This window comes from Solibacillus isronensis (genome assembly GCF_023715405.1).
Taxonomy (GTDB): Bacteria; Bacillota; Bacilli; order Bacillales_A; family Planococcaceae; genus Solibacillus; species Solibacillus isronensis_B.
This window is the reverse complement of the sequence record NZ_JAMBOC010000001.1, coordinates 1,929,725-1,954,547: the sequence shown is the minus strand read 5'-3', so window position 1 is coordinate 1,954,547 and position 24,823 is coordinate 1,929,725. Positions and strand designations below refer to the sequence as shown.

General features: G+C 38.5%; 26 protein-coding genes. 15 read left to right on the top strand and 11 right to left on the bottom strand.

From position 1 onward, the window contains the following. Positions 1-6 precede the first annotated feature (6 nt). Genes M3166_RS09925 through M3166_RS09905 form a run of 5 tightly spaced genes read right to left on the bottom strand, consistent with a single transcriptional unit; the run spans position 7 to position 4,335 of the window. Positions 7-1,083, bottom strand: coding sequence for an ABC transporter substrate-binding protein (locus M3166_RS09925; RefSeq protein WP_251689603.1), 1,077 nt, complete (start codon positions 1,081-1,083; stop codon positions 7-9). Beyond that, a complete protein-coding gene (locus M3166_RS09920) occupies positions 1,080-1,880 on the bottom strand; it encodes an ABC transporter permease (RefSeq protein WP_251689601.1) in 801 nt (266 codons plus the stop codon). Before M3166_RS09920 ends, M3166_RS09925 begins: the two co-directional genes overlap by 4 nt. Beyond that, the gene (locus tag M3166_RS09915) at positions 1,880-2,683 is read right to left on the bottom strand and encodes an ABC transporter permease (protein WP_251689599.1); all 804 of its coding nucleotides are present in this window, start codon (positions 2,681-2,683) and stop codon (positions 1,880-1,882) included. Before M3166_RS09915 ends, M3166_RS09920 begins: the two co-directional genes overlap by 1 nt. Continuing rightward, positions 2,676-3,776, bottom strand: a complete 1,101-nt coding sequence (locus tag M3166_RS09910; protein WP_251689597.1) for an ABC transporter ATP-binding protein — start codon at positions 3,774-3,776, stop codon at positions 2,676-2,678. The genes M3166_RS09915 and M3166_RS09910 overlap by 8 nt, the downstream gene beginning before the upstream one ends. A 16-nt stretch (positions 3,777-3,792) precedes the next feature. Further along, positions 3,793-4,335 carry a helix-turn-helix domain-containing protein gene (locus M3166_RS09905; RefSeq protein WP_251689596.1) on the bottom strand — a complete coding sequence of 181 codons (543 nt, stop codon included), beginning with the start codon at positions 4,333-4,335 and terminating at the stop codon, positions 3,793-3,795. A gap of 224 nt (positions 4,336-4,559) precedes the next feature. Between M3166_RS09905 and M3166_RS09900 the strand changes: the two genes are divergently transcribed. Together M3166_RS09900 and M3166_RS09895 are read left to right on the top strand one after the other, a co-directional pair. Continuing rightward, positions 4,560-4,988 carry a redoxin domain-containing protein gene (locus tag M3166_RS09900; protein WP_251689594.1) on the top strand — a complete coding sequence of 143 codons (429 nt, stop codon included), beginning with the start codon at positions 4,560-4,562 and terminating at the stop codon, positions 4,986-4,988. A 60-nt stretch (positions 4,989-5,048) separates the two neighbouring features. Beyond that, positions 5,049-5,711, top strand: coding sequence for a potassium channel family protein (locus M3166_RS09895; RefSeq protein ID WP_251689592.1), 663 nt, complete (start codon positions 5,049-5,051; stop codon positions 5,709-5,711). 101 nt (positions 5,712-5,812) lie between these two features. On the opposite strand, the gene rnjA is transcribed toward M3166_RS09895, so the two are convergent. After that, positions 5,813-7,480: a ribonuclease J1 gene (rnjA, locus tag M3166_RS09890; protein WP_008403476.1), complete on the bottom strand. Its 1,668-nt coding sequence runs from the start codon at positions 7,478-7,480 to the stop codon at positions 5,813-5,815. A gap of 5 nt (positions 7,481-7,485) precedes the next feature. Beyond that, the gene (locus M3166_RS09885) at positions 7,486-7,695 is read right to left on the bottom strand and encodes a DNA-dependent RNA polymerase subunit epsilon (RefSeq protein ID WP_008403475.1); all 210 of its coding nucleotides are present in this window, start codon (positions 7,693-7,695) and stop codon (positions 7,486-7,488) included. A gap of 340 nt (positions 7,696-8,035) precedes the next feature. Here M3166_RS09885 and M3166_RS09880 point away from each other — a divergent pair, with 340 nt between their 5' ends. Further along, on the top strand, positions 8,036-8,806 hold the full coding sequence (locus M3166_RS09880; RefSeq protein ID WP_251689590.1) for a Cof-type HAD-IIB family hydrolase: 771 nt from the start codon (positions 8,036-8,038) through the stop codon (positions 8,804-8,806). Positions 8,807-9,135: 329 nt separating this feature from the next. Here M3166_RS09880 and def read toward each other — a convergent pair whose 3' ends face one another. Then, positions 9,136-9,693 (bottom strand): peptide deformylase, encoded by a 558-nt coding sequence (gene def / locus M3166_RS09875; RefSeq protein ID WP_251689588.1) that lies wholly within the window; start codon positions 9,691-9,693, stop codon positions 9,136-9,138. Positions 9,694-10,076: 383 nt separating this feature from the next. On the opposite strand from def, the gene pdhA reads away from it, so the two are divergent. The 7 genes from pdhA (at position 10,077) to M3166_RS09840 (ending at position 17,354) form a co-directional block, all read left to right on the top strand. After that, positions 10,077-11,192: a pyruvate dehydrogenase (acetyl-transferring) E1 component subunit alpha gene (gene pdhA, locus M3166_RS09870; RefSeq protein ID WP_079524913.1), complete on the top strand. Its 1,116-nt coding sequence runs from the start codon at positions 10,077-10,079 to the stop codon at positions 11,190-11,192. Between the two features lie 3 nt (positions 11,193-11,195). Further along, complete coding sequence (locus M3166_RS09865) at positions 11,196-12,173, top strand: alpha-ketoacid dehydrogenase subunit beta (RefSeq protein WP_251689586.1); 978 nt, start codon at positions 11,196-11,198, stop codon at positions 12,171-12,173. An 18-nt stretch (positions 12,174-12,191) separates the two neighbouring features. After that, entirely contained in the window at positions 12,192-13,565 is a 1,374-nt protein-coding gene (locus M3166_RS09860) for a dihydrolipoamide acetyltransferase family protein (RefSeq protein ID WP_251689584.1), read from the top strand. 4 nt (positions 13,566-13,569) lie between these two features. Continuing rightward, positions 13,570-14,982 (top strand): dihydrolipoyl dehydrogenase, encoded by a 1,413-nt coding sequence (gene lpdA, locus M3166_RS09855; protein ID WP_251689582.1) that lies wholly within the window; start codon positions 13,570-13,572, stop codon positions 14,980-14,982. A 301-nt stretch (positions 14,983-15,283) separates the two neighbouring features. Beyond that, positions 15,284-15,868, top strand: a complete 585-nt coding sequence (locus M3166_RS09850; protein WP_251689578.1) for a hypothetical protein — start codon at positions 15,284-15,286, stop codon at positions 15,866-15,868. A 420-nt stretch (positions 15,869-16,288) separates the two neighbouring features. Further along, complete coding sequence (locus tag M3166_RS09845) at positions 16,289-16,702, top strand: CidA/LrgA family protein (protein ID WP_251689577.1); 414 nt, start codon at positions 16,289-16,291, stop codon at positions 16,700-16,702. Next, positions 16,665-17,354, top strand: a complete 690-nt coding sequence (locus M3166_RS09840; RefSeq protein ID WP_285848813.1) for an LrgB family protein — start codon at positions 16,665-16,667, stop codon at positions 17,352-17,354. The genes M3166_RS09845 and M3166_RS09840 overlap by 38 nt, the downstream gene beginning before the upstream one ends. A 36-nt stretch (positions 17,355-17,390) precedes the next feature. Here the strand turns inward: M3166_RS09840 and M3166_RS09835 are convergent, their stop codons facing one another. After that, positions 17,391-18,860: an aminotransferase class I/II-fold pyridoxal phosphate-dependent enzyme gene (locus M3166_RS09835; RefSeq protein WP_251689573.1), complete on the bottom strand. Its 1,470-nt coding sequence runs from the start codon at positions 18,858-18,860 to the stop codon at positions 17,391-17,393. A 126-nt stretch (positions 18,861-18,986) separates the two neighbouring features. Here M3166_RS09835 and M3166_RS09830 point away from each other — a divergent pair, with 126 nt between their 5' ends. Then, positions 18,987-19,946, top strand: a complete 960-nt coding sequence (locus tag M3166_RS09830) for an NAD(P)H-dependent flavin oxidoreductase (protein ID WP_251689571.1) — start codon at positions 18,987-18,989, stop codon at positions 19,944-19,946. A gap of 22 nt (positions 19,947-19,968) precedes the next feature. Further along, positions 19,969-20,238, top strand: coding sequence for a UPF0223 family protein (locus M3166_RS09825; RefSeq protein ID WP_079524933.1), 270 nt, complete (start codon positions 19,969-19,971; stop codon positions 20,236-20,238). 200 nt (positions 20,239-20,438) lie between these two features. On the opposite strand, the gene M3166_RS09820 is transcribed toward M3166_RS09825, so the two are convergent. After that, positions 20,439-21,062 carry a YktB family protein gene (locus M3166_RS09820; RefSeq protein ID WP_251689569.1) on the bottom strand — a complete coding sequence of 208 codons (624 nt, stop codon included), beginning with the start codon at positions 21,060-21,062 and terminating at the stop codon, positions 20,439-20,441. Positions 21,063-21,238: 176 nt separating this feature from the next. On the opposite strand from M3166_RS09820, the gene M3166_RS09815 reads away from it, so the two are divergent. Together M3166_RS09815 and M3166_RS09810 are read left to right on the top strand one after the other, a co-directional pair. Then, positions 21,239-21,436 (top strand): hypothetical protein, encoded by a 198-nt coding sequence (locus M3166_RS09815; protein WP_008403454.1) that lies wholly within the window; start codon positions 21,239-21,241, stop codon positions 21,434-21,436. 142 nt (positions 21,437-21,578) lie between these two features. Further along, positions 21,579-22,376 (top strand): inositol monophosphatase family protein, encoded by a 798-nt coding sequence (locus M3166_RS09810; RefSeq protein ID WP_251689567.1) that lies wholly within the window; start codon positions 21,579-21,581, stop codon positions 22,374-22,376. Between the two features lie 247 nt (positions 22,377-22,623). Here M3166_RS09810 and M3166_RS09805 read toward each other — a convergent pair whose 3' ends face one another. Next, positions 22,624-22,839 (bottom strand): DUF5325 family protein, encoded by a 216-nt coding sequence (locus M3166_RS09805; protein WP_008403452.1) that lies wholly within the window; start codon positions 22,837-22,839, stop codon positions 22,624-22,626. Positions 22,840-22,967: 128 nt separating this feature from the next. Here M3166_RS09805 and typA point away from each other — a divergent pair, with 128 nt between their 5' ends. Further along, entirely contained in the window at positions 22,968-24,818 is a 1,851-nt protein-coding gene (gene typA / locus M3166_RS09800; protein WP_251689565.1) for a translational GTPase TypA, read from the top strand. Positions 24,819-24,823 lie beyond the last annotated feature (5 nt).

Here is a 24,823-nt window from a genome sequence, read left to right as displayed (position 1 = left end):
TTTGTTCTATCTCAAACTCATCTTAAATTCAAGAAAGTATTCGTTATATTTACCTAACCATTCAAGGCCAAGGTTTTCATAAACTTCCAATGTTTCACGCTGGTCATGTGACGGATAGAAACGTTCGTCGTTAATAACTTCCTCGTCCATGAGTTCCCATGCTGCTTCATTCGGTGTTGAATAGCCGACATAGTCCGCGTTTTGCGCAGCATTTTCAGGATCAAGCATGAAGTTTATAAATTTATGGGCACCTTCAATATTTTGTGAAGTTTTTGGAATGACCATATTATCAAACCATAAGTTGGAGCCTTCTTGCGGTACGGCAAACTCCAATTCTTCATTTTCCCACATCATATCTGCGGCCTGACCGGAGAATGTTAATGCTACAGATGCTTCATTGTTTATCATAAGCGGAGTAATCTCATCGCCGATAATCGCTTTAATATTTGGTGAAAGCTCAATTAAGTGATCTGTCGCTTCACGCAATAAATCTTCATCTTTCACATTAAGCGATTCGCCGATTGAGTTCAGTCCCATTCCGACTACTTCACGAGAGCCATCGACCAGAAATACTTTTCGTTTTAATGAAGGATCCCATAAGTCTTCCCAAGTTTCGAATGTTAAATGGTCTTCGATTAAATTCGGATTATAGACAACCCCAACTGTTCCCCAGAAATAAGGAATGGAGTATTCATTGCCGGGATCGAACGGCAAATCCATAAAGTCTGCATTAATATTTTTCAGATTGGGCACTAAACCGTGATCAATCGGAATGAGCAGGTCATCTTCCTTCATCGATTCGATTGTATATTCAGAAGGGACCGCAATATCATAGGCAGAACCGCCTTGCTGTACTTTCGTCAACATCGCTTCATTTGAATCAAATGTTTCATATGTTACCTTAATTCCAGTTTCGTCTTCAAACTTATCGATTAATTCCGGGTCGATATATTCCCCCCAGTTATAAACCGTTAATGTATCTTTACTTCCTGCAGAACCAGCTGATTGCATACGGTCTACTGTAAAAAACAGCAGGGCACATACAATGACAATGGCAGCCGTTGCTTGAACTAATTCTCTCATCGTTGTCCCCCCGTTGCTACTGATTTTGAACGTTTGTTAATAAAGTAGTATCCGATAACGATTAATACCGTTACAGCAAATACTAAACCTGAAATAGCATTGATTGTTAATGAAATACCGGCACGGGCCATTGAGTAAATTTCAACAGATAATGTGCTGAAGCCATTTCCTGTTACGAAAAATGTAACTGCAAAGTCATCTAGTGAATACGTCAATGCCATGAAGAAACCGGCGAATATCCCCGGTGAAATATACGGTAAAATAACACGTGTCAATACATCGCGTTTAGTAGCACCTAAGTCTCGTGCAGCATCGATAAGAGAAGTATTCATTTCAAACAATTTCGGTAAAACCATAAGAACAACGATCGGTACACTGAACGCTACATGCGATACAAGTACTGAAGCAAACCCTAGTTTTACACCGATCATCGTAAATAAAATTAAGAAGCTTGCACCGATTACAACATCAGGTGAAACAATTAATACATTATTTAACGAAAGCAATGTATTGCGCATCTTTTTGTCTTTTAATGAAACAATACCGATTGCCCCTAGCGTTCCGATAATCGTTGCGATTAAACCTGATAAAAGGGCAACGAGTACTGTGTTCAGCAAAATGATAATTAATCTTGAATCTTCAAATACAGCCGCATAGTGCTCAAGTGTGAATGACTCGAAGTTATTCATGTTGCCGCCACTGTTAAAGGAGTAGAAAATTAAATAAAATATTGGTGCGTAAAGGATCGCGAATACGAAAAGTAAATATACTTTCGACATAGCGGACAACTTTTTCATCAGACACGTCCTCCTTTAGATTTTTGTCTAGTAAACAGCATTGTAAGCACCATGAATAAAATTAAGAACACGGCAATTGTCGAACCCATACCCCAGTTTTGGGAAACGAGGAATTGCTGCTCGATCGCCGTACCTAAAGTAATGACCTGGTTGCCGGCGATTAAACGTGTAATCATGAACAGTGATAATGCCGGAATGAACGTTACTTGAATACCTGATTTTACGCCGTCGATTGTCAGCGGGAAAATGACACGGCGGAAAGTTGTCCATGCATTTGCCCCTAAGTCACGTGAAGCATAAATAAGTGAAGGATTCATTTTGTCCAATGAGTTGAAAATCGGAATAATCATAAACGGAATGAAAATATAGACCGATACAAATACGAAACTAAAGTCTGTAAATAAAATTTGCTTTGGATCAAAACCAAATACTTCGATCAGTGCATTGATCGGACCGTATAAACCGAAAATGCCGATAAATGCGTATGTTTTTAACAGCAGGTTAATCCAAGAAGGGATAATGATCAGCATAAGCCATAGCTGTTTATGCTTCGTTTTTGTCAGTAAGTAGGCAGTAGGGTAGGCAAATAATAATGTGAATAATGTAATTAAAAACGCATACCAGAAACTGCTCAATGTCATTTTCAAATAAACCGGTGTAAAGAACTTCGCATAGTTGGCCAATGTAAAGTTCCCGTTCAAATCAAGAACAGAATAATAGACGATTAACGCAATTGGTGCGATAACGAATAAAATTATCCAAAATACGTAGGGGATTAAAGGTCCTTTAGCTGCTTTATTCATGTTCTTCATCCCCATACGCTTCCAGACGTTTATCAAAATCTTCTTCCGTTTCGTTTAAACGCATTACGTGGATTGCTTCCGGATCAAAGTCCAATCCGATTTCCGCTCCAACTTCCGCTTTTTTCAATGAATGAACAAGCCATTCATTGCCGTCTTTATCATATGTCGATAATTCGTAGTGCACGCCGCGGAACAGCTGTGTATCTACTGTTACGATTAGCTTGCCATTTTCGGGTGTAGTAATTTCCAGATCTTCCGGACGAATAACGATATCGATTTTTTCGTTCTTCTTCATCCCGGCATCGACACATTCAAACTCTTTTCCGGCAAATTTCACACGGTAATCTTCAATCATGATGCCGTCCACAATATTGGATTCACCGATAAAGTCTGCAACAAAACGGTTGATTGGCTCATCATAAATATCAACAGGTGTACCGGATTGTTTAATTTCACCTTGAGAAAGAACAAATATTTCATCACTCATCGCAAGCGCTTCTTCCTGATCATGCGTAACAAATATAAATGTTTTGCCAAGACGCTGCTGCAGTTCGCGAAGCTCATACTGCATTTCTGTACGTAATTTTAAATCAAGTGCAGATAAAGGCTCATCGAGTAAAATTACATCCGGATCATTGACAATTGCACGGGCAATCGCAACACGCTGACGCTGACCACCAGACATTTCCAAAATTTCCCGGCTGCCGTAGCCTGCCAAGTTAACGAACTTCAATGCTTCTTGTACACGTTCTTTCACTTCAGCTTCTTTTACTTTTTTGATTCTTAAGCCAAATGCTACATTTTCAAAAACATTCAAGTGGGGGAAGAGCGCGTAATCCTGAAATACTGTGTTTACTTGGCGTTCATTTGCAGGCACATCGTTAATCCGTTTTCCGTTGAAGAAAACATCACCCGTAGATGCATCGGTAAACCCGGCAATAATACGTAAAATCGTTGTTTTCCCGCATCCGGATGGTCCGAGTAATGTATAGAACTTACCTCGTTCCAATTCAAAGTTAATATTTTTTAATACTACTGTTCCGTCATCATATGATTTTGTGACATTTTCAAAGCGAATAATTGTGTTATCCATTTTGCATCCTCCTAATTTATAAATATGATTGTGTCGCGACAAGGAGCAATTTTGTTATGCCACTGTGCGCATTGAAAATTTGATGGTTGGAAGATGCTTCGTAATATACGGCATCACCTTCACTTGCTATGTATTCATCATTGCCCAAAACGACTCGAATCCGTCCGTTTTGAACATAGATGAACGTCTCTGCCAGTGACGGCTCAAATGCTTTAAATTCTGCATCTTTTTGCAATGTAATGAAAACAGGCTCCATTTCCTTTTCATTTGAAGTAGGAATAAGCCACTCGATTTCAAATTTTTTATCCTGATCAATAAAGCATGTTTGATCATCTTTTGTGAAAACAATTTTTTCATTTTCTTGCGTATCATCAAAAAAGTCTCGCGGTGTACACCCGAGAACTTCCAGTAAGTTAAACAATGTTTCAATGGAAGGGGAATTTAAGTCTCGCTCCAATTGCGAAATATAACCTTTCGTTAAATCAGTACGTTCCCCAAGCTCTTCCTGGGTAAGCCCTTTTTTTATACGAAGGGCTTTAATTTTTGAACCAATTTGCATATAGTCACACCCCTTATATTTTTCGCTCAATAGTTTACTGTTTATAAACCTTGAGTAAGGAAGTTTACTTTTACATTACTTTAAGTTTACGAAAGCAATAATAATTATACCTAATAAATATGTATTTTCAAGGGTCTTGTCCAAATATATTGATATACGTATTGGGGCATTTGAATGGTACCGAAAAATCCGTCATTACATATGTTACAACGAGGTGAATATAAATGAGAATTCGAACAATAATGCCATCGCTAAGTGGCGCGACGAAAATATTAAATCGGGAGAATACTTACGAAGAAAATGCTAAAGCAACATTGGTTTATTTCTGGTCAATGAGCTGTTCGGAATGTGCCCATTCCATCAAAAACTTGAAGGAATTGGAGCGGATATTTGGGGATCGGTTAGCGGTTCATGCGATTCATATGCCAAGAGAAGAGTCGGATTATTCGGAAGCCCTTGTAAAAGAGAAAATAAAGCAATTGGAATTAATATACCCTGTTTACCTTGATAATGAACTAAAAATAAGCGACAGGTTTGGAAACAAATTCGTACCTGCTTACTATATATTTGATCAACAGCAGCAATTACGCTTTTTTAAGGCGGGCTATTTTGCATTAAAATTACTGCAACAGAAAATAGAACGTATAATTTAATGACAACAGCTGTTTTGATACGTTAAACTAGTTGCAACTGGATGTTCGGAGGAGAATAGTATGAAAAAAGAATTCGTAGTAATAGGGCTGGGACGTTTTGGGGGAAGTATCGTACGTGAACTCGTTAAACAGGGAGCCAATGTAATGGCAATCGATACAGATAGTGAACGTGTCGATGAATATGCCCGTATTGCAACACAGGCTGTAGTAGCGGATACGACAGAAGAGGAAACGATCAAATCACTAGGTTTATGGAATTTCGAACATGTTATTGTAGCGATTGGAGAAGATATCCAATCGAGTATTTTAACGACGCTTATTTTGAAAGAGCTCGGCGTTCCGCAAATTACAGTAAAGGCGCAAAACGACTACCATGAAAAAGTATTGCTGAAAATCGGTGCGGATTTTGTTGTGCATCCTGAACGTGATATGGGTATCCGAATCGCTAATAACATGATGTCAAACAGTGTTCTTGATTACTTGGAGATTTCAGGTGAACATTCAATCATGGAAATTAAAGCAAATGAAAGCATCGCCGGCCAATCGTTAATCGAGCTGGATGTACGGGCAAAATACGGTTTGAACATCGTCGGCATTACACGCGGTGATGAAATTATGATTTCCCCAAATGCAACCGAACGCATTCAAGTAGGGGATGTCCTGCTCATTATCGGTGCGGATGTCGATATTAACCGATTTGTGAAGAAGGTTATTCAGAAGTAAGTTAGACCGTTGTTGACGATATTAAATTTGGATATAACTAAAAATCCATCATCTTGCGAAAGCAAAATGATGGATTTTTTATATTGAGGACTAGTCCCGTTTTATACTTCCATAATGATCGGTAAAATCATTGGACGACGTTTCGTTTTTTCATATAAATATGGGCCTAATACATCGGTAATTTCATTTTTCAAATCATTCCATTGTGTATCTTTTTCCTGAATCGTGCTGTTTAAATGATGGTTCAGCATTTTTTGTGCTTCATTGATCATCATGCCTGATTCACGCATATACACAAATCCGCGAGAAATAATATCCGGACCAGAAACAATTTTGTTTTTAGCCATATCGACACTTACGACTACGATGACTAAACCTTCTTCTGAAAGAATTCGTCGATCGCGTAATACGATATTGCCGATATCCCCAATTCCATTACCATCGATATACACATCGCCTGAAGGAATGCGTCCTGCCACATGTGCTTCATTTGCACTTAATGCAAGAACATCACCATTTTCCATAACGAATGAGTTTTCCAATGGAACTTCACAAGCTTCAGCTAATTCAGTATGAATTTTCAACATGCGATATTCACCATGAATCGGCATAAAGAATTTCGGTTTCATTAAACGAAGCATAAGCTTTTGTTCTTGTTGAGAACCGTGACCTGAAGTATGGATATTATTTAATGCGCCATGGATAACTTCTGCACCAGCGCGGAATAATAAGTTGATGATTTTGTTTACGCTCATCGTGTTACCAGGAACCGGAGAAGATGAGAATACAACTGTATCACCAGGCTGGATTTGAATCTGACGGTGTGTACCGTTAGCAATACGTGATAATGCAGCCATTGGTTCACCTTGAGAACCGGTACATAAAATCATCACTTCATTTGCAGGTAAACGGTTTAAGCTTTGTATATCAACAAATGTTTCTTTAGGTGCTGTAATATAGCCTAATTCACGGCCGATTGTAATCGCATTATCCATTGAACGACCGAACACAGCAACTTTACGACCATATTTCACAGCTGCATCAGTTGCCTGTTGTAAACGGTGGATATTTGAAGCGAATGTTGCAAAAATAATACGTCCGTCAACTTTACGGAAAATTTCGTCAATGCTTTTCCCGACTGTACGTTCAGACATTGTAAAATCAGGCTTTTCGGCATTTGTACTATCCGATAGTAAACAAAGGACGCCATCACGGCCGATTTCTGCCATTTTCGTCAAGTTAGCAGGCTCGCCTACTGGAGTAAAGTCAAACTTAAAGTCACCAGTATGCACAATATTACCCGGTGGTGTCTTGATGACAATACCATATGCATCTGGAATACTATGTGTTGTACGGAAGAAGCTAACAGCTGTTTTACGGAATTTAATGACATCATTCTCTTTAAATTCAATCAGTTTTGTTGTACGTAATAAGCCATGCTCTTCTAATTTGTTGCGAAGTAGACCTAGTGCAAGTTTTCCGCCGTATACAGGAATATTAACTTGACGTAATAAATAAGGAATACCACCGATATGATCTTCGTGACCATGTGTTATAAATAAGCCTTTGATTTTGTCTACGTTTCGAACTAAATACGTATAGTCTGGAATTACATAGTCAATGCCAAGCAAATCGTCTTCAGGGAATTTAATACCTGCATCTATTAGTATGATTTCATCTTGGAATTGTACTGCATATGTGTTTTTGCCGATTTCGCCCAGTCCGCCGAGTGCGAATACAGCCGCTTGATCATTCTTAACGAATTTCATAACAATTAAGCGTTCTCCAGACGGAAATTCGGGCTATTTTGTTCATATTCTAAATAGTTGCCTTCTAGAAGTTGAACAAGTTCGATATTGTAGTTACGGTCTTTTAAATAGTGACGTACTTCACGTTCAGATGACGCCTCTAAATAAAGTGTTTTTGTGTTTTCGCGAACTGGAATCTCAGAAATGTTTTCTTGATAATAGACTTTGTAAATCATAGTTACTCTCCTTTAAGTACGAACATTATTACTGCACTTCTAACTTGTAGAAAAATGCATTTCCTTTATATTATCACGTGACTCCTTTAAAATAAAGAAAAGCCCTTCAAATTTCGTGAACAGTAAAGTGGCCACGAATGAAAAAAATGGCACGTCCTGTAATCGGGCGTACCACTCTAAATGAAGTGTTAGGCAATTAATTTTTTTCCGAGGATGCCATTTAATCGTTTTCGCCATTTCTTTTTGAGACGTTTTAACATAGGTCATCACTCCTCAAACTCATTATACTAAATATTCAGATTTTTGTAAAGGGCCTACAAAAATAAAGGAGCGTTATAAATTGAAGAAAATATTATTTTTTGATGTAGACGGTACTCTATACAATTCAGATAAAAACTTACCTGCTTCAGCAAAGGAAGCGATATTCAAGGCGCGCGAAAACGGTCATGAAATTGCGATTGCAACAGGACGTGCTCCATTTATGATAAAAGATATACTGGAAGAGCTTAAAATCGATACATATGTGACATTTAACGGGCAATATGTCGTTTATCAAGGTGAAGTCGTTTATACAGATCAAATCGCCAACGAAACTTTAACAGAAATTCTGGAATTTGGCGCACAGCGAAACCATCCGTTAGTTTTCCTGAATGAAAAGGAAATGATCGCTAGCGAAAGCGACTATGAAAGTGTGGAAAGCAGTTTAGCAACACTTCAATATCCGTATCCGCAAATTGATCCGCAATACTATTTGCATACACCGGTTTATCAAACACTTGTATTTATAGAAGAAAAAGATCAGCCTATTTATGAGCATCAATTCCCGCAAGTGCAATTTATCCGCTGGCATCCTTTCTCTTGTGATGTGCTGCCAGATGGTGGTTCAAAGGCAAATGGCATTCGAAAATTGCTGGAACATATTAATTTTCCGGTAGAGGATGTTATTACATTTGGCGATGGATTAAACGATATTGAAATGCTTTCGGAATTTGGCTATAGTGTTGCGATGGAAAATGGTCATGAACGGGCAAAGGAAGTGGCTTCAATGATTACGGGGCATGTGGACAATGACGGCTTGGCTGACGCGATGAAGAAGTTGAAGTTGATATAGTTAGGTTAGGAAAAGCGTTGTGAAAATATATTTTTCGCAGCGTTTTTTGTTTGTCAAATGGGAATTTGCTTTATTTGAACAATGTTAATGTTTATTAGAAAATTGGATGTCGATATTAGAAGGAATGGCAAGGGTTTTAGAACATCGCGCGGCCATTTTAGAATGGACAGTTATATTAGAAAATCTCATTTTTATTAGAACATTTAAAAGGATATTAGAACATTTACGATTTTATTAGAACATTCAAAAGCTAAAATGACTTTCTTCTATAGTAACTGATCAAAAAAAGAACCCAATTTCGCTAATAACGAAAATGGGTTCCGCAGAAGTTAGTCTCTTCCGAATGGAATGCTGTTTTCTAATTGGACAAACGGGTCTTTTTCATCGATTCGATCGTAAAACATGACTCCGTTTAAATGATCAAGTTCGTGCTGGAACGCGATTGCAGGAAGTCCTGATAAACGCATTTTCTTTTCTTCTCCGTCTACTGTCATAAACTTCACAGTGATACGTGCATAGCGATAAACATAGCCAGGCACGGCACGGTCTACAGATAAGCAGCCTTCGCCACTTGTTATATAAGTCTGTTCAACAGAATGGCTTACAATTTTAGGGTTAACTGCGACAAAACTGATCTGTTCGCCGTTTTCATCTTCCAAATGCAGTGCAAACATACGTTTTAAACTGTTTACCTGGTTTGCAGCTAAGCCGATGCCGCCGCGTAAATTATATTTTTCAGCAATTTCAGGATTTTGGCTATTAATTAAATATTGCAGCATATCATCTGCGAGTTGTCGATCTTCTGCAGATAACGGAAAAGTAACTTCTTCCGCGCGGGTACGTAAAGTAGGGTGTCCTTCACGGATAATATGTTCCATTAAAATCATGTGAAACTTCCTTTCAGTTCAAACTTATATGTGTAAGTATACACGACTCTCCGGAATCGAAGTAAGAAAAAACCTTTTCCAAAAGAAATTTATCATAATTTCAGATTTAACAATTCATTATAAGGGAATGAATAAATCGTGCGGTGTTATAAATTAAATAATAAAATTTATTGGATGTTTTTTCTATTATAGTACAGAGGTGATTCCGGTATAATACAGGTAATGTAACTGTATCAGTTTCGTTAGATGTGAGGAAAAATCTTTAATTAAGATGATAAACAATGATTGACCGATAGAATTTTATTCTTTATACTCGGGTTATAGAAACGTTGTACTAGTAAAAAATGAATTTTTTTTAATACAGTTCAAAGGGGATGTAAACAATGGCAGAAAAAATGAAGAATCAATTGGACCCAGCTGGAACGTTACAGGAAATTGAAAGTAAGTTTGAGATGTTCCAAATTCTAAACGAGCAGGGTGAAATAGTAAATGAAGCGGCAATGCCGGATTTAACGGACGAGCAATTAGTTGAATTGATGGAACGTATGGTTTACGTACGTATTTTAGATCAACGTTCGATATCGTTAAACCGTCAAGGACGTCTTGGTTTCTATGCACCGACTGCGGGTCAGGAAGCTTCACAACTTGCATCACATTATGCTTTGGAAAAAGAAGACTGGATTTTGCCGGGCTATCGTGATGTTCCACAAATCGTTATGCACGGTTTACCGTTATGGAAGGCATTTTTATTCAGCCGCGGTCACTTCATTGGTAACCAAGTACCGGAAGGCGTTAATGTATTGGCACCACAAATTATTATCGGTGCACAATATATCCAAACTGCTGGTGTAGCACTTGGTTTACAAAAACGTGGTTCAAAAACAGTTGCGATTACTTATACAGGTGATGGTGGTTCATCACAAGGTGATTTCTACGAAGGAATTAACTTTGCAGGTGCATTCAAATCACCGGCGATCTTCATCGTACAAAACAACCAATATGCAATTTCAACACCGCGTGAATTACAGACATCTGCTAAAACAATTGCACAAAAAGGTGTAGCGGCAGGTATTCCATGTGTATTAGTAGACGGAATGGACCCATTAGCAGTATATGCAGCGACAAAGGATGCGCGTGACCGTGCAGTTCGTGGTGAAGGGCCAACATTAATCGAAACAATGTGTTACCGTTATGGGCCACATACGATGGCGGGGGATGACCCGACACGTTACCGTACAACGGATATCGACAACGAATGGGCTGCGAAAGATCCATTAGTACGCTTCCGCACATTCCTTGAAGGTAAAGGTTTATGGGATGAACAAAAAGAAGAAGCAGTAATTGAGCGTGCTAAAGAAGAGATTAAAGATGCTATTAAACAAGCAGACCAAGCACCAAAACAAAAAGTTACTGAATTAATGGAAAATATGTACGCTGGAGAAATGCCGGCGAACTTAAAAGAACAGTATGCGATTTATAAAGAGAAGGAGTCGAAATAAGCCATGGCACAAATGACAATGATTCAAGCAATTACAGATGCATTACGTTGCGAATTAAAAAATGACGAGAACGTTTTAGTATTCGGTGAAGACGTTGGTGTAAACGGCGGGGTATTCCGTGCAACTGAAGGTCTTCAAAAAGAATTCGGCGTTGATCGTGTATTTGATACGCCACTTGCAGAATCAGGAATCGGTGGTTTAGCAATTGGTTTAGCGTTAACTGGATATCGTCCAGTACCTGAAATTCAATTTTTCGGCTTCGTATTCGAAGTAATGGATTCTATCAGCGGGCAATTGGCTCGTATGAGATACCGTTCAGGTGGTACGTATAATGCACCAGTAACAATCCGCTCTCCATTTGGCGGTGGTGTTCATACGCCTGAAATGCACTCGGATTCTTTAGAAGGGTTGATGGCTCAATCACCAGGATTAAAAGTGGTTATTCCCTCAACACCATATGATGCAAAAGGTTTAATGATTGCTTCGATTCGTGATGATAATCCGGTTATTTTCTTAGAGCATTTAAAACTATACCGTTCATTCCGTGAAGAAGTTCCGGAAGAGTCATATACAATTGAATTGGGTAAAGCAGATGTAAAGCGTGAAGGAAAAGACCTTTCTATCATAGCTTACGGCTTAATGGTTCACGAAAGTCTAAAAGCGGCAGAAGAATTGGAAAAAGAAGGATACTCAGTAGAAGTAATCGATTTACGTACAATTCAGCCGTTAGATATCGAAACAATTATTGCGTCTGTTGAAAAAACAGGCCGCGCAATTGTTGTTCAGGAAGCGCAAAAGCAAGCAGGTATTGCGGCAAATGTAGTCGCAGAAATTACAGAACGTGCGATTCTATCATTGGAAGCGCCAGTATTACGTGTTGCTGCACCAGATACAATCTATTCATTCCCGCAAGCGGAAGGTGTATGGTTACCTACGTATAAAGATGTAATGGAAACTGCAAAGAAAGTCTTAACATTCTAAGAATTGAGGGTGAGATAAATGGCATTTACGTTTCGTTTACCAGATATCGGAGAAGGTATTCATGAAGGTGAAATCGTCAAGTGGTTCGTTAAACCTGGCGATCAAGTAAAAGAAGACGATATTTTAGCAGAAGTTCAAAATGATAAAGCAGTCGTTGAAATTCCGTCACCAGTTGATGGTACAGTAGAAGAAATCTATGTAGAAGAAGGAACGGTTGCGATTGTCGGGGATGCCTTAATCCGCTTTGATGCACCAGGCTATGAAGATTTAAAACTAAAAGGTGATGACCACCACGAATCAAATGAATCAAACAAAACAGAAGCACAAGTACAGTCTACTGCTGAGGCTGGCCAAAATGTGAAAAAAGAAGAAACTAAATCAGATAAAAGTGCAGACGCTGCTCAGCCGGAAGCTCCTGCTGAAACAGAAAAAGCTGCATCGCCATCTGAAACAGAAACTTCAGGCAAACGCATTATCGCAATGCCTTCTGTTCGTAAGTATGCTCGTGAAAAAGGTGTCGAGATTCAGCAAGTTTCAGGCACAGGCAAAAACGGCCGTGTGTTAAAAGAAGATATTGAGAGCTTCCTAAATGGAGGTCAACAGTCGGCTTCTGAAACAGAAGAAGTAAAAGAGACACAACAGCCACAAGCAGAAACAAAACAAGCTGCTCCTGTCGCACTTGAAGGCGAGTTCCCTGAAACACGCGAAAAAATGAGCGGTATCCGCAAAGCGATCGCCAAAGCGATGGTTCATTCTAAACATACGGCTCCGCACGTAACGTTAATGGATGAAGTGGACGTAACAGAACTTGTTGCACACCGCAAACAATTCAAAGATATTGCAGCAGAACAAGGTGTTAAATTAACGTATTTACCGTACGTTGTGAAGGCTTTAATCTCGACTTTACGTAAATATCCTGATTTCAACCGTTCGCTGGATGATGCGACACAAGAAATTATTCAAAAACATTATTATAATATTGGTATTGCGGCTGATACAGAAAAAGGTTTATTAGTTCCAGTAATTAAGCATGCTGATCGTAAGTCTGTATTTAGCTTATCACAGGAAATTAATGAATTGGCTGTAAAAGCACGTGATGGTAAGTTAGCAACGCATGAAATGAAAGGTGCGTCAATGTCGATTACAAATATCGGTTCAGCTGGTGGACAATGGTTCACACCAGTAATTAACCATCCTGAAGTGGCAATCTTAGGAATTGGCCGTATTTCAGAGAAACCAGTAATAAAAAATGGTGAAATTGTAGCAGCACATGTGTTAGCATTATCATTGAGCTTTGATCATCGAATGATCGATGGAGCGACTGCACAAAACGCTTTAAATCATTTAAAACGTTTATTAAGTGAGCCGCAACTATTATTAATGGAGGCGTAAAAAAATGGTAGTAGGAGATTTTCCAATCGAACTAGATACTCTTGTAGTAGGTTCTGGCCCTGGTGGTTATGTAGCAGCAATTCGTGCAGCACAAACAGGTCAAAAAGTAACAATCGTTGAACGTGGAGCATTAGGCGGGGTATGTTTAAATGTAGGTTGTATCCCTTCAAAAGCTTTAATTTCTGTAGGTCACCGCTTTGAAAATGCCCAACATTCAGATGATATGGGTGTTACAGCATCTGAAGTGAAATTAGACTGGTCTAAAGCACAAGCATTTAAAGACGGCGTTGTTAAAAAATTAGTAGGCGGCGTTGAAGGCTTATTAAAAGGAAACAAAGTAGACATCGTAAAAGGTGAAGCATACTTCGTGGATGCAAACACTGTACGTGTTATCGACGGCGACAATGCTCAAACTTATACATTTAAAAATGCTATTTTAGCAACAGGATCTCGTCCAATCGAAATCCCGACATTTAAATTTACAAAACGTGTAGTAAGCTCAACTGGTGCATTGTCTTTCCCTGAAGTACCAGGTAAATTAGTAGTTATCGGTGGCGGTTACATTGGTACAGAGCTTGGTTCAGCTTATGCTAACTTAGGTTCTCAAGTAACAATTATCGAAGGTGGTAAAGATATTTTAGCTGGTTTCGAAAAACAAATGACGCAAATCGTTAAAAAAGGTCTTAAGAAAAAGGGCGTTGAAGTTGTAGTAAACGCATCTGCTAAAGGCGTAGAAGAAAACGAAAATGGCGTAGTTGTTACTTATGAAGCGGGTGGCGAAGAAAAAACTGTTGAAGCAGATTACGTATTAGTAACTGTTGGTCGTCGTCCGAATACGGATGAAATGGGCTTAGAAGAAGTAGGTATTAAATTCGCAGAACGCGGATTATTGGAAGTAGACAAACAAAGTCGTACTTCAGTATCGAACATCTATGCAATCGGTGATATCGTTGCAGGTCCACAACTTGCTCACAAAGCTTCTTATGAAGGTAAAGTTGCTGCAGAAGCAATCGCTGGTGAACCATCAGAAGTTGATTACTTAGCAATTCCAGCAGTATGCTTCACAGATCCAGAAATGGCAACTGTAGGCTACTCTGAAGAGCAAGCAAAAGCGGAAGGTTTAGAAGTGAAAGCTGCTAAATTCCCATTCGCTGCAAACGGTCGTGCTTTAGCATTAAACGAAACAGAAGGTTTCGTGAAACTAGTAGCGCGTAAAGAAGACGGCTTATTAGTTGGTGCTCAAATCGTTGGTGTTGGTGCTTCTGATATGATCGCAGAAATGGCAACTGCTATTGAAGGCGGTATGACTGCAGAAGATATCGCATTAACTATCCACGCACACCCAACTTTAGGTGAAATTACAATGGAAGCTGCTGAAGTTTTACTAGGCAATCCAATCCATATTGTAACTAAATAATTATATTAAAATTTACACTGTCCATTTAAAATGGGCAGTGTTTTTTTGTGGTTATGAATAACTAAGGGACAACTCATGAAAAAGAAAAATTGAATTATAATGGAAGAAATAAGTTCCCCCTCCATTATGAGGGATATTTTTAAATTGTAAAAAATGGTTATATATAACTGAAAGATTCATTTGAAAAATAAAAAAGTAGAGCAAACAAACTAAATGAAATTCGGCACAATTGTGAAATAGGCTCTAATTATTGGGGATGGACCGCTTGTAGGATTTCATTGATTAAGGGAGTTGTCACGATATGAATTATTCAAGTGAAAAAAAGAAACTGCAAAGTGAATGGATATCATCGACAGTTGTATTATTACTGGAGTTAAAAGAAGAAAAGCATGAGTGCCAGACAGATCGTTTTGCAACAATTGCACTAGATATATTAGTAAGGAAACTGCTTGAAGTGCAAAATGAAGATTTTACAATAGACTCTTATGAGTTGTTACAGCACGCTATATTCGATGCTATCAATATTAGGTCTACTGATATAGCGCAAGCTTATGACGGGCTGATTACAGCGGCAGGGAAACTTCAATCAAGCCATTTAATAATGGAATCACATTATCCATATAAATATATTAACAGGGAAAATTCGATCCAAAATGCCGAATCCGTTTTACGGGGGACATTGCAGGCTATTCTATTCAATATAAACCAATTTCCATTCAATGAAATGACAGATCAATCTGTCGATCAAATAAATCAGACAATGCAATTTGCAAAAGAGGCTATTGATGAAAATGCAACGGCACATGAACTGATTTTTGCTTTAAGAAGTGTTTTAGGATCACTAATGGATGTACAGCTAAAACAAAAAGGTAAAATGAAAAATTAATGATAACGACCTTTCGATTATTAGGAGTAGTTTGATGATTAAGTACATTTTAAATGAATATAACTGACTGAGGCTATCTTGTATAAATTTAAACAAGGTAGCTTTTCATGTTTTCTTAAATACAAAGTAATGAACCAAATTATAGTAGGAAAATAAAATAGACAGAAATTTCTAATGGACGTACAATAAAGTAAAACTTCTATCAGTGGGGCATCCCTATGATTAGAAGGAACACAAGTTAAAACCGTCACTTCCTGTGACAACGCTTGTGTGACCCACATCGTGTTGGCAAGAACCAATCGGGCTTTTACGGGTAGTTGATCTCTCACCTATCCTTTTCGACCTATTTCCGTTTAGAGGCTGGAGAGTTACTACCTGATAATGCAGATGTGGGTAAAACTGTGTAAAGGGGTTTAGCTGGTGGAGATTATTCGTACTATTGCTCAAATTGGTATTATCATTTTGTTTTATCTCATTGGAGAATTTATCGTTTCGGTTACCGGTATTATTATACCTGGAAGTATTATCGGGTTAGTTATATTATGGCTTGCTCTTTACTTTAAAATTTTAAATGTGAAATACATACAAAACGGTGCCAGTTTTATGCTAACATTTTTAACATTGTTTTTTATTCCTTCAACAGTGGCAGTCATTAATTATCCGGAACTGCTCACGCTATCAGGAGGGCTTTTTGTTTTAGCTGTTATTATCAGTACAATTTTTGCGCTTGTCATTACGGGGAAAATAAGTAAATTGATAGAAAGAAAGGAACGCAAAATGAGGGAGGAAGAGAGTATTGCTGCATCTACTGCTAATTCTATTCATCATAAGTAGCACTGTTCTTCTTTTTATATTACTGAACAGGCTGTACTTGAAGGTTGGCCACCCATTATTATTGCCTATTTTAACGGCGACTTGTATTACAGTCATTATTTTACTAGTTTTTAATATTCCCTATGAAACATACATGGAAGGAGGTCAATGGATATCCAAAATGCTCGGTCCTGCAGTCGTAGCGTTGGCATTTCCTTTATACAACCAGCGGGAACTTATATTTAAATACAAATACTCGATTATTACGAGCATCATTGTCGCAATGCTCGCGGGTCTAATTAGCGTTGTAGCATTACTTTTACTTTTCGGGTCAAGCAAAGATTTTATCCTCACTTCATTACCGAAATCATTAACAACACCTGTTGCAATGCAAGTAAGTGATATTGTTGGCGGGATACCGCCGCTGACTGCTGTAATGGTAATGGTGGCAGGGTTTACTGGTGCCATATTAGGTCCGGTACTTTTTAAATTATTTAAAATTGATACGGCGATCAGTCGAGGAGTCGCTATGGGAAGTGCCTCGCATGGTGTCGGATTGACAAAATTAAAGGAGTATAGTGAAGAAGATTTATCGATTGGCTCACTCTCTATGGGGCTTAGCGCGGTTGTAGGGGCCTTTATTATTCCGCTTATATCGATTTATTTATTTTAAAAAAGACAGACAGCATTTAGCTGTCTGTCAGAAATATTAATAAATCGCTTTCCGCTCTTTAATAACACGAATATTTTTTAATGTACTGTCTTCAGGTCCTTGAACAGGGAGACCTGCTTCAATATTCATCTTAATAAAATCGATATTGCTTTGCGTAATTATTTCCCCGGGAATAAATATTGGAATGCCCGGTGGGTACACCATTATAAATTCTGCGCAAATATATCCTTCTGCCTGTGCAAGAGGAATACTTTCCGTTTGTGCATAAAATGCATCACGCGGCGTCATGGCAAGAGCGGGAATTTCAGGTATTTGAACATTTGTTTCAGTAATCGATGCTTCCGATTCGAAGTTTTTCGACATACGTGTCAAAGCATTGACAAGTAAATTAATTTCTTTTTTCGAATCTCCAATTGTTACTAAGCATAAAATATTGTATAGATCGGACAACTCTACTTCTAAGTTAGCGTTATGACGTAACCATTCTTCTGCAACATGGCCGGTAATGCCTAAATCCTTAACGCAAATTAACAGCTTTAACGGATCCATATCAAATGTAGCCGAAGTTCCGAGTTTTTCACGTCCTACACAATGTAGATGCGGAATTGCATTAATGCGTTTACGGGCATCTTTTGCCAAACGGATTGCTTCGTCCAATAAATCATATCCATGGACAGCAAGCTGGCGACGTGCCGTATCTAAAGACGCCAGTAAGGGATAGGAAGTCGATGTCGTTGTTAGCATGGAGAATACAGCCTGTACTCTTTTAGCTGTTACAAGGCCTTCTCTGACGTTTAAGACAGAACTGCCTGTCATGGAGCCGCCAAGCTTATGTGTGCTCGTAGCAGCCATATCCGCGCCGGCCTGCATTGCAGATAACGGCAACTCATCATGGAATTTAATATGAACGCCATGAGCTTCGTCCACAATTACTGGAATATTACGTGCATGTACAATTTCGACAATGCGTTTTAAATCTGCTACAAAACCGAAATATGTCGGGTTGATGACAAGTACGGCTTTCGCATCTGGATATGTCGTCAATGCGCGCTCAACGGACTCTGGTGAAATACCATGAGAAATGCCGAGCTCACTGTCAACTTCCGGATGGATAAAAATAGGGATAGCACCTGCAAAAACAATCGCTGACATAATCGATTTATGTACATTCCGCGGTACTATAATTTTATCGCCTGGGCCAACGACAGTCATAATCATCGTCATAATGGCGCCACTAGTACCTTGCACGGAAAAAAATGTATGGTCAGCACCAAAGGCTTCAGCAGCAAGGTTTTGTGCTTGCATAATCACACCTTTAGGAGCGTGTAAATCATCTAGTGGAGCAATATTAATTAAATCAATTGATAAAACGTTGTCGCCTACAAATTCTCTGTAAGCTGGATCCATACCTTGCCCTTTTTTATGGCCTGGGATATGAAACTGGATAGGGTGTCTGTTGCGATGCTTAAGTAATGCATCAAACAAAGGAGTCTCTAACTGTGACAACGCAGGTACCACCTCACTATATAGTATTTTTTAAAAACAAATGAATTATAGCACCTATTAAAGTTGCTGACTATATAAATATTTTAATCAACTGAATTGATAGTTATTATTTTAGGAGGAATAACAATGAAATGGCAAACAAAAGTAACTGATTTACTACAAATTCAATACCCGATTATTCAGGGGGGATTAGCATACCTGGCCTACTCGGAGCTTGCTGCAGCGGTTTCAAATGCAGGAGCCCTCGGACAGATTACCGCAATGAGCTTGCCGTCACCGGAAGCGTTAAAAGAAGAAATAAAAAAAGTGAGAGAAATGACAGATCGGCCATTTGGAGTAAACTTTGCGATAGGAATGCATGGAAAAGGATACGAAAAGATGATCGAGGTGGCTGGTGAAATGGATGTACCTGTAGTAACAATTACTGGGGGAAATCCTGCACCGATATTCGACATATTAAAAGATGCATCATGTAAAAAACTTGTACTCGTTGCTGCGAAACGACAAGCTCAGAAAGCTGAACAGCTGGGAGCGGATGCAGTTATGGTAGTTGGACAAGAAGGCGGTGGCCATTTAGGAAGAGATGATGTCGGAACAATGGTGCTCGTACCGCAAGTAGTCGATAGTGTATCGATTCCGGTTATCGCCTCAGGGGGAATTGGAGATGGCCGAGGATGGATGGCAGCACATGCATTAGGGGCGGAAGGAATTGAAATGGGGACACGCTTTATTGCGACAAAAGAATGTGTACACGCTTCTCTAGCATATAAACAGGCACTGATTGAAAGTGAAGAAACGGATACGACGATTATTAAACGCTCGATCGGTGCACCTGCCCGAGTAATCAGCAATGCATTTACAGATGAGATTTTAGAAGTGGAGCAAAAAACGCCTACATATGAAGCGCTGAAATCATATATTAGCGGTGAAGCAAACAAAAATTTCATTTACGGTGGCGATGCGACAAAAGGTTACGGCTGGGCGGGTCAAGTAACGGGATTAATTCAAGATGTACCGTCAGCTGGAGAATTAATTCAGCGTATGGTTGTACAAGCGGAAAAAATCCGTTTAAAATGGGGTCAGTAATAATTAAAGGCAGGTAATAACTATGGAATATTCATACCCGTTATCGACGGACTGGACAACCGATGAAATGGTCGATGTCGTACGCTTTTTTGAAGTGGTGGAAATGGCTTACGAAAAAGGGGCAAAGCGTGAACTAGTCATGGCACGCTACAAACGATTTAAAGAAATTGTACCTTCCCAGGCGGAAGAAAAAACAATCTGCCGTGAATTCGAACAGGCAAGCTCTTATGTACCATACCGTGTCGTAAAGCTTGCAAAAGAATTAGCGGACGGGCAAATTGTGAGAATGTAATAAAAACGAAGCTGTGACAGAAGAAGTTCTTGGATAAGGCAAGGCATATAAAAAAATGTATCTTCTGTACAGTAAAGAGCAGCATTTTTCTCCACGAGGAAAATGCTGCTTTTAGTTTAATTTTAAGAATTTTTAAATTATTTTTAAATTGTTGGAATGTTTAGCAGTCTTTTGTACATATTAATAATAAATGGATGCAATTAACCTTTGATGACTTCATAAACAGGGAGAAGCTCATCAAATGTTTGTTCAGCCAATTGCAGAAATTGTTCTGCAGACATTTTAATTGCTTCATCTGCAGATATACGACGCCCAACAAGAAATTCTCCTTTTTTTACATCACGCAGGCGTATAAGGAGCTGTTCAAGCTTTTCGGTGCGCGCTTCTTTTAAAGAGATCGTATCTGGTTGCATATGATCGCCGGAAAGTACGTAATCATCGGATAAATCTTTAATCACTTGCATATTTTTCAGTAAGCGCTGTGCCATTTCCTCTTTTTTCGGCGCTTCATAAATCACTGCAACAACGATGAAAAGGTGCGTACCCCATAACCCAATCTGGAAATGCGGCAGAGCTTTATAACCACGCTTATAAGGAGCAAATGCAACCCAGGAATCTTTTGGCGGGTTTACAGTACGGCGGGCATGTTTCGCAACATGACCGAAAAACTCTTCACCTGTTTGTGCACTGAAATACCCTGTAAACGTTTCTGATAGTTCATTAAACTTCGGTCGGATAATTGTTGTTAAAGCTTCCATACGTTCATCTAGACCGTCAATATCAAATACTTGAAAGTCTTCTTTAGTCCATTTGACAATACTCATTTTTATAATTCCTTTCGATTTAATGTTTATTTTATTAATTTTTTGGGAAAAAATCTTGTAATAGAAACTTTATACCAATGGAAAACATTAAGGGTGAGGCTAGAAGTCTTAATGAATTACTCATATTATCCAGTTTGGTTAAAGTCTGAAAAATTATGATGAGGAAGTGATTTATTATGAAACAGATGATTAAGATTATACGCAAAGTTGATATTGAAAAGCAATACGAAGAGATTTTAATGTTGGAAATGGATTATGAACTAGCAACACTCTATGCGGCGATGAATGACAAAAATCAATCTGAAATTGATAAATCTAAAAAACGATTAACAGAAATTCAAGAGGAATTAAAGGGTTTACATGCATATGCGTAACAAAAAAACTTTTCCAAAATAAAAAATCACTTGCCGACGTAAGAAAGCAAGTGATTTTTTGTTATAATAAGGATACTTTAGAAATGCTCAACATTTTTACATATATATAAACTAGCGATTGTTGTCGGAAGGTGGATGAACGATGGATATAAGAAAACTGGATGAATTTGCAAAAGAAATAATTTTTGAAGCAGGAAAAAATATTCGAACAGCATTTTCCTATAATATTGAAATCGAAACAAAGTCGAATCCCAATGATTTAGTAACGAATATAGATCGGGAAACGGAATTATTTTTTATTGAAAAAATAAAGGCATTTAATCCGGACCATCGTATTTTAGGTGAAGAAGGAATGGGCGAAAAGGTTGACAATCTGGAAGGTGTTGTATGGATTATTGATCCAATTGACGGCACGATGAATTTTGTGAAGCAGCATCGTCATTTCATGATTACAATCGGTATTTATGTTGATGGTATCGGGGTATTAGGTTACATATTTGATGTAATGAGGGAAGATTTATTTAATGCAATTGCAGGTGTAGGGGCATGGTATAATGATTCTCCCCTGCGTAGATTGCAGCCGGTGAAAATCGAAGAGGCGGTAATCGGCATCAATGCAAACTGGGTTACGCCGAATAGTCGCATCAATCATGAAAAAATTATCGAACTTGTTCGTACGGTGCGCGGTACACGTTCTTACGGTTCGGCTGCTATGGAAATCGCCTTTGTTGTAAGCGGGAAGCTGGATGCCTATATGTCCATGCGCCTTGCACCTTGGGATATTGGCGGGGGAGTCATTATTGCAAAAGAAGTGGGGGCCATTGCGACAAACTTAGAAGGCAAAGATTTCGATTATTTATCGAAAGATACATTCCTAATCGCCAACCCTTCTATTCATCAGTTAATTTTGAATAAATATATTGAAGAAAAAAATAAATAAGTAGGTATGACAGAAGTAGAAATTAATCGGAGAAGATAAAAACTCTCTGTAAGAAATGGATATTTTATAAAATTGATTGAAATGGAGGGCGACTCCAGCGGGAATAGCGTGACGCCTGAGACTACAGGCGTCACGCCCGCGGAAAGCGTCCCGGAATGGAAATCAATTTTGAAGCACAGCAAAAAACCCCCATTTTTCTCGCAGAGAAAGATGGGGGTTTTGGATTATGTCACCGAAGTTTTTATTTCTATAGTAAACCTTGATCTCGGAATTTACGTTTTGTCTTAAATGCCATACCGAAAATTCCACACATAACGATAACACCTAAAATAACACCGATCCAGCCTGTTGTTTCATATTTTGGCCCTGTCATGAAAACAAGTGAAAATGCAAAACCAATACTAATCATTGAAAGAATCGCAGCTAATGCGTAAATAAACATTACAAATTTTGCTTTATTCATCGTTCATACCTCCATATACTTTTTATATGTGACAATAAATGTAATTAATTATTGTGAAAAGACATTTAATCTTTCATGTGCTATAATATCACAGTTAAACAATTGAAAAAAGAATATGGAGTGGAATAATGACAAATTTACGTCAAGATATTCGTAATATCGCAATTATTGCTCACGTTGACCATGGTAAAACAACGTTAGTAGACCAATTATTAAAACAATCAGGGACTTTCCGTTCAAACGAACGTGTTGAAGAACGTGCAATGGACTCTGGTGACATAGAGCGCGAACGTGGAATTACGATTTTAGCAAAAAATACTGCAGTAGATTATAACGGTACTCGTATCAACATCCTTGATACGCCTGGACACGCAGACTTCGGTGGAGAAGTAGAACGTATCTTAAAAATGGTGGATGGCGTTTGTTTAGTTGTCGATGCGTATGAGGGTTGTATGCCTCAAACACGTTTTGTATTAAAGAAAGCATTGGAACAACGTTTAACACCAATCGTTGTAGTAAACAAAGTAGATAAAGATTCAGCTCGTCCACTGGAAGTAGTAGATGAAGTTTTAGAATTATTAATCGAGCTAGGTGCAGATGAAGATCAATTAGAATTCCCAGTTGTTTATGCTTCTGGTGTAAATGGTACAGCATCTTTAGATCCAGACCCAGCAAATCAAGAAGAAAACATGACTTGCCTATTCGAGAAAATCATTGAAGCAATCCCAGCACCAATTGATAACTCAGAAGATCCATTACAATTCCAAGTAGCATTACTTGACTATAATGACTTCGTTGGTCGTATCGGTATCGGTCGTGTATTCCGCGGTAAAATTTCAGTAGGTCAACAAGTTTCTCTAATGAAATTAGACGGTACAGTGAAAAACTTCCGTGTAACAAAAATCTTTGGTTTCTTCGGTCTTAAGCGTGAAGAAATCGAAACAGCAATAGCTGGTGACTTAATCGCGGTTTCAGGAATGGAAGATATCAACGTAGGTGAAACAGTTTGTCCAGTTGACCACCAAGAAGCGTTAACACCATTACGTATTGATGAGCCAACATTACAAATGACATTCTTAGTAAACAACTCACCATTCGCAGGTCGCGAAGGGAAATGGGTAACTTCTCGTAAAATTGAAGAGCGTTTACTTGCACAATTACAAACAGACGTATCTTTACGTGTAGAAGATACAGAATCACCGGATGCATGGACAGTTTCTGGTCGTGGTGAGCTTCACTTATCGATCTTAATCGAAAATATGCGTCGTGAAGGTTATGAATTACAAGTTTCTAAACCACAAGTAATCATCCGTAACATCGATGGCGTTAAATCTGAGCCGATCGAACGCGTACAAATCGATGTACCTGAAGATTCAGTAGGTTCTATTATTGAATCAATCGGTACTCGTAAAGGTGAAATGCTAGATATGATTAACAACGGTTCTGGACAAGTACGTTTAATCTTTAACGTACCAGCACGTGGTTTAATCGGTTATACAACTGAGTTCATGTCAATTACAAAAGGTTTCGGTATGATGAACCATACATTCGATCACTACGCTCCAGTAGTAGCAGGTAAAGTTGGCGGCCGTCACCAAGGTGTATTAGTATCTATGGAAAACGGTAAAGCTACAACTTACGGTATGATGGGAGTAGAAGACCGTGGTACATTATTCATCGAGCCAGGTACTGAAGTATACGAAGGTATGATTGTTGGTGAAAATACACGTGATGCTGATATTACTGTTAACATTACAAAACAAAAACAAAAAACAAATATCCGTTCAGCGAATAAAGACCAAACGAATGTTATTAAAAAACCTCGTATTTTATCACTTGAAGAAGCATTAGAATACTTAGGTGATGACGAGTATTTAGAAGTAACTCCAGAATCAATTCGTTTACGTAAACAGATTCTTGATAAAGGTGAACGTGAACGTGTTGCTAAAAAGAAAAAGAACGCTGAGTTAGAAGCTTAATTGGC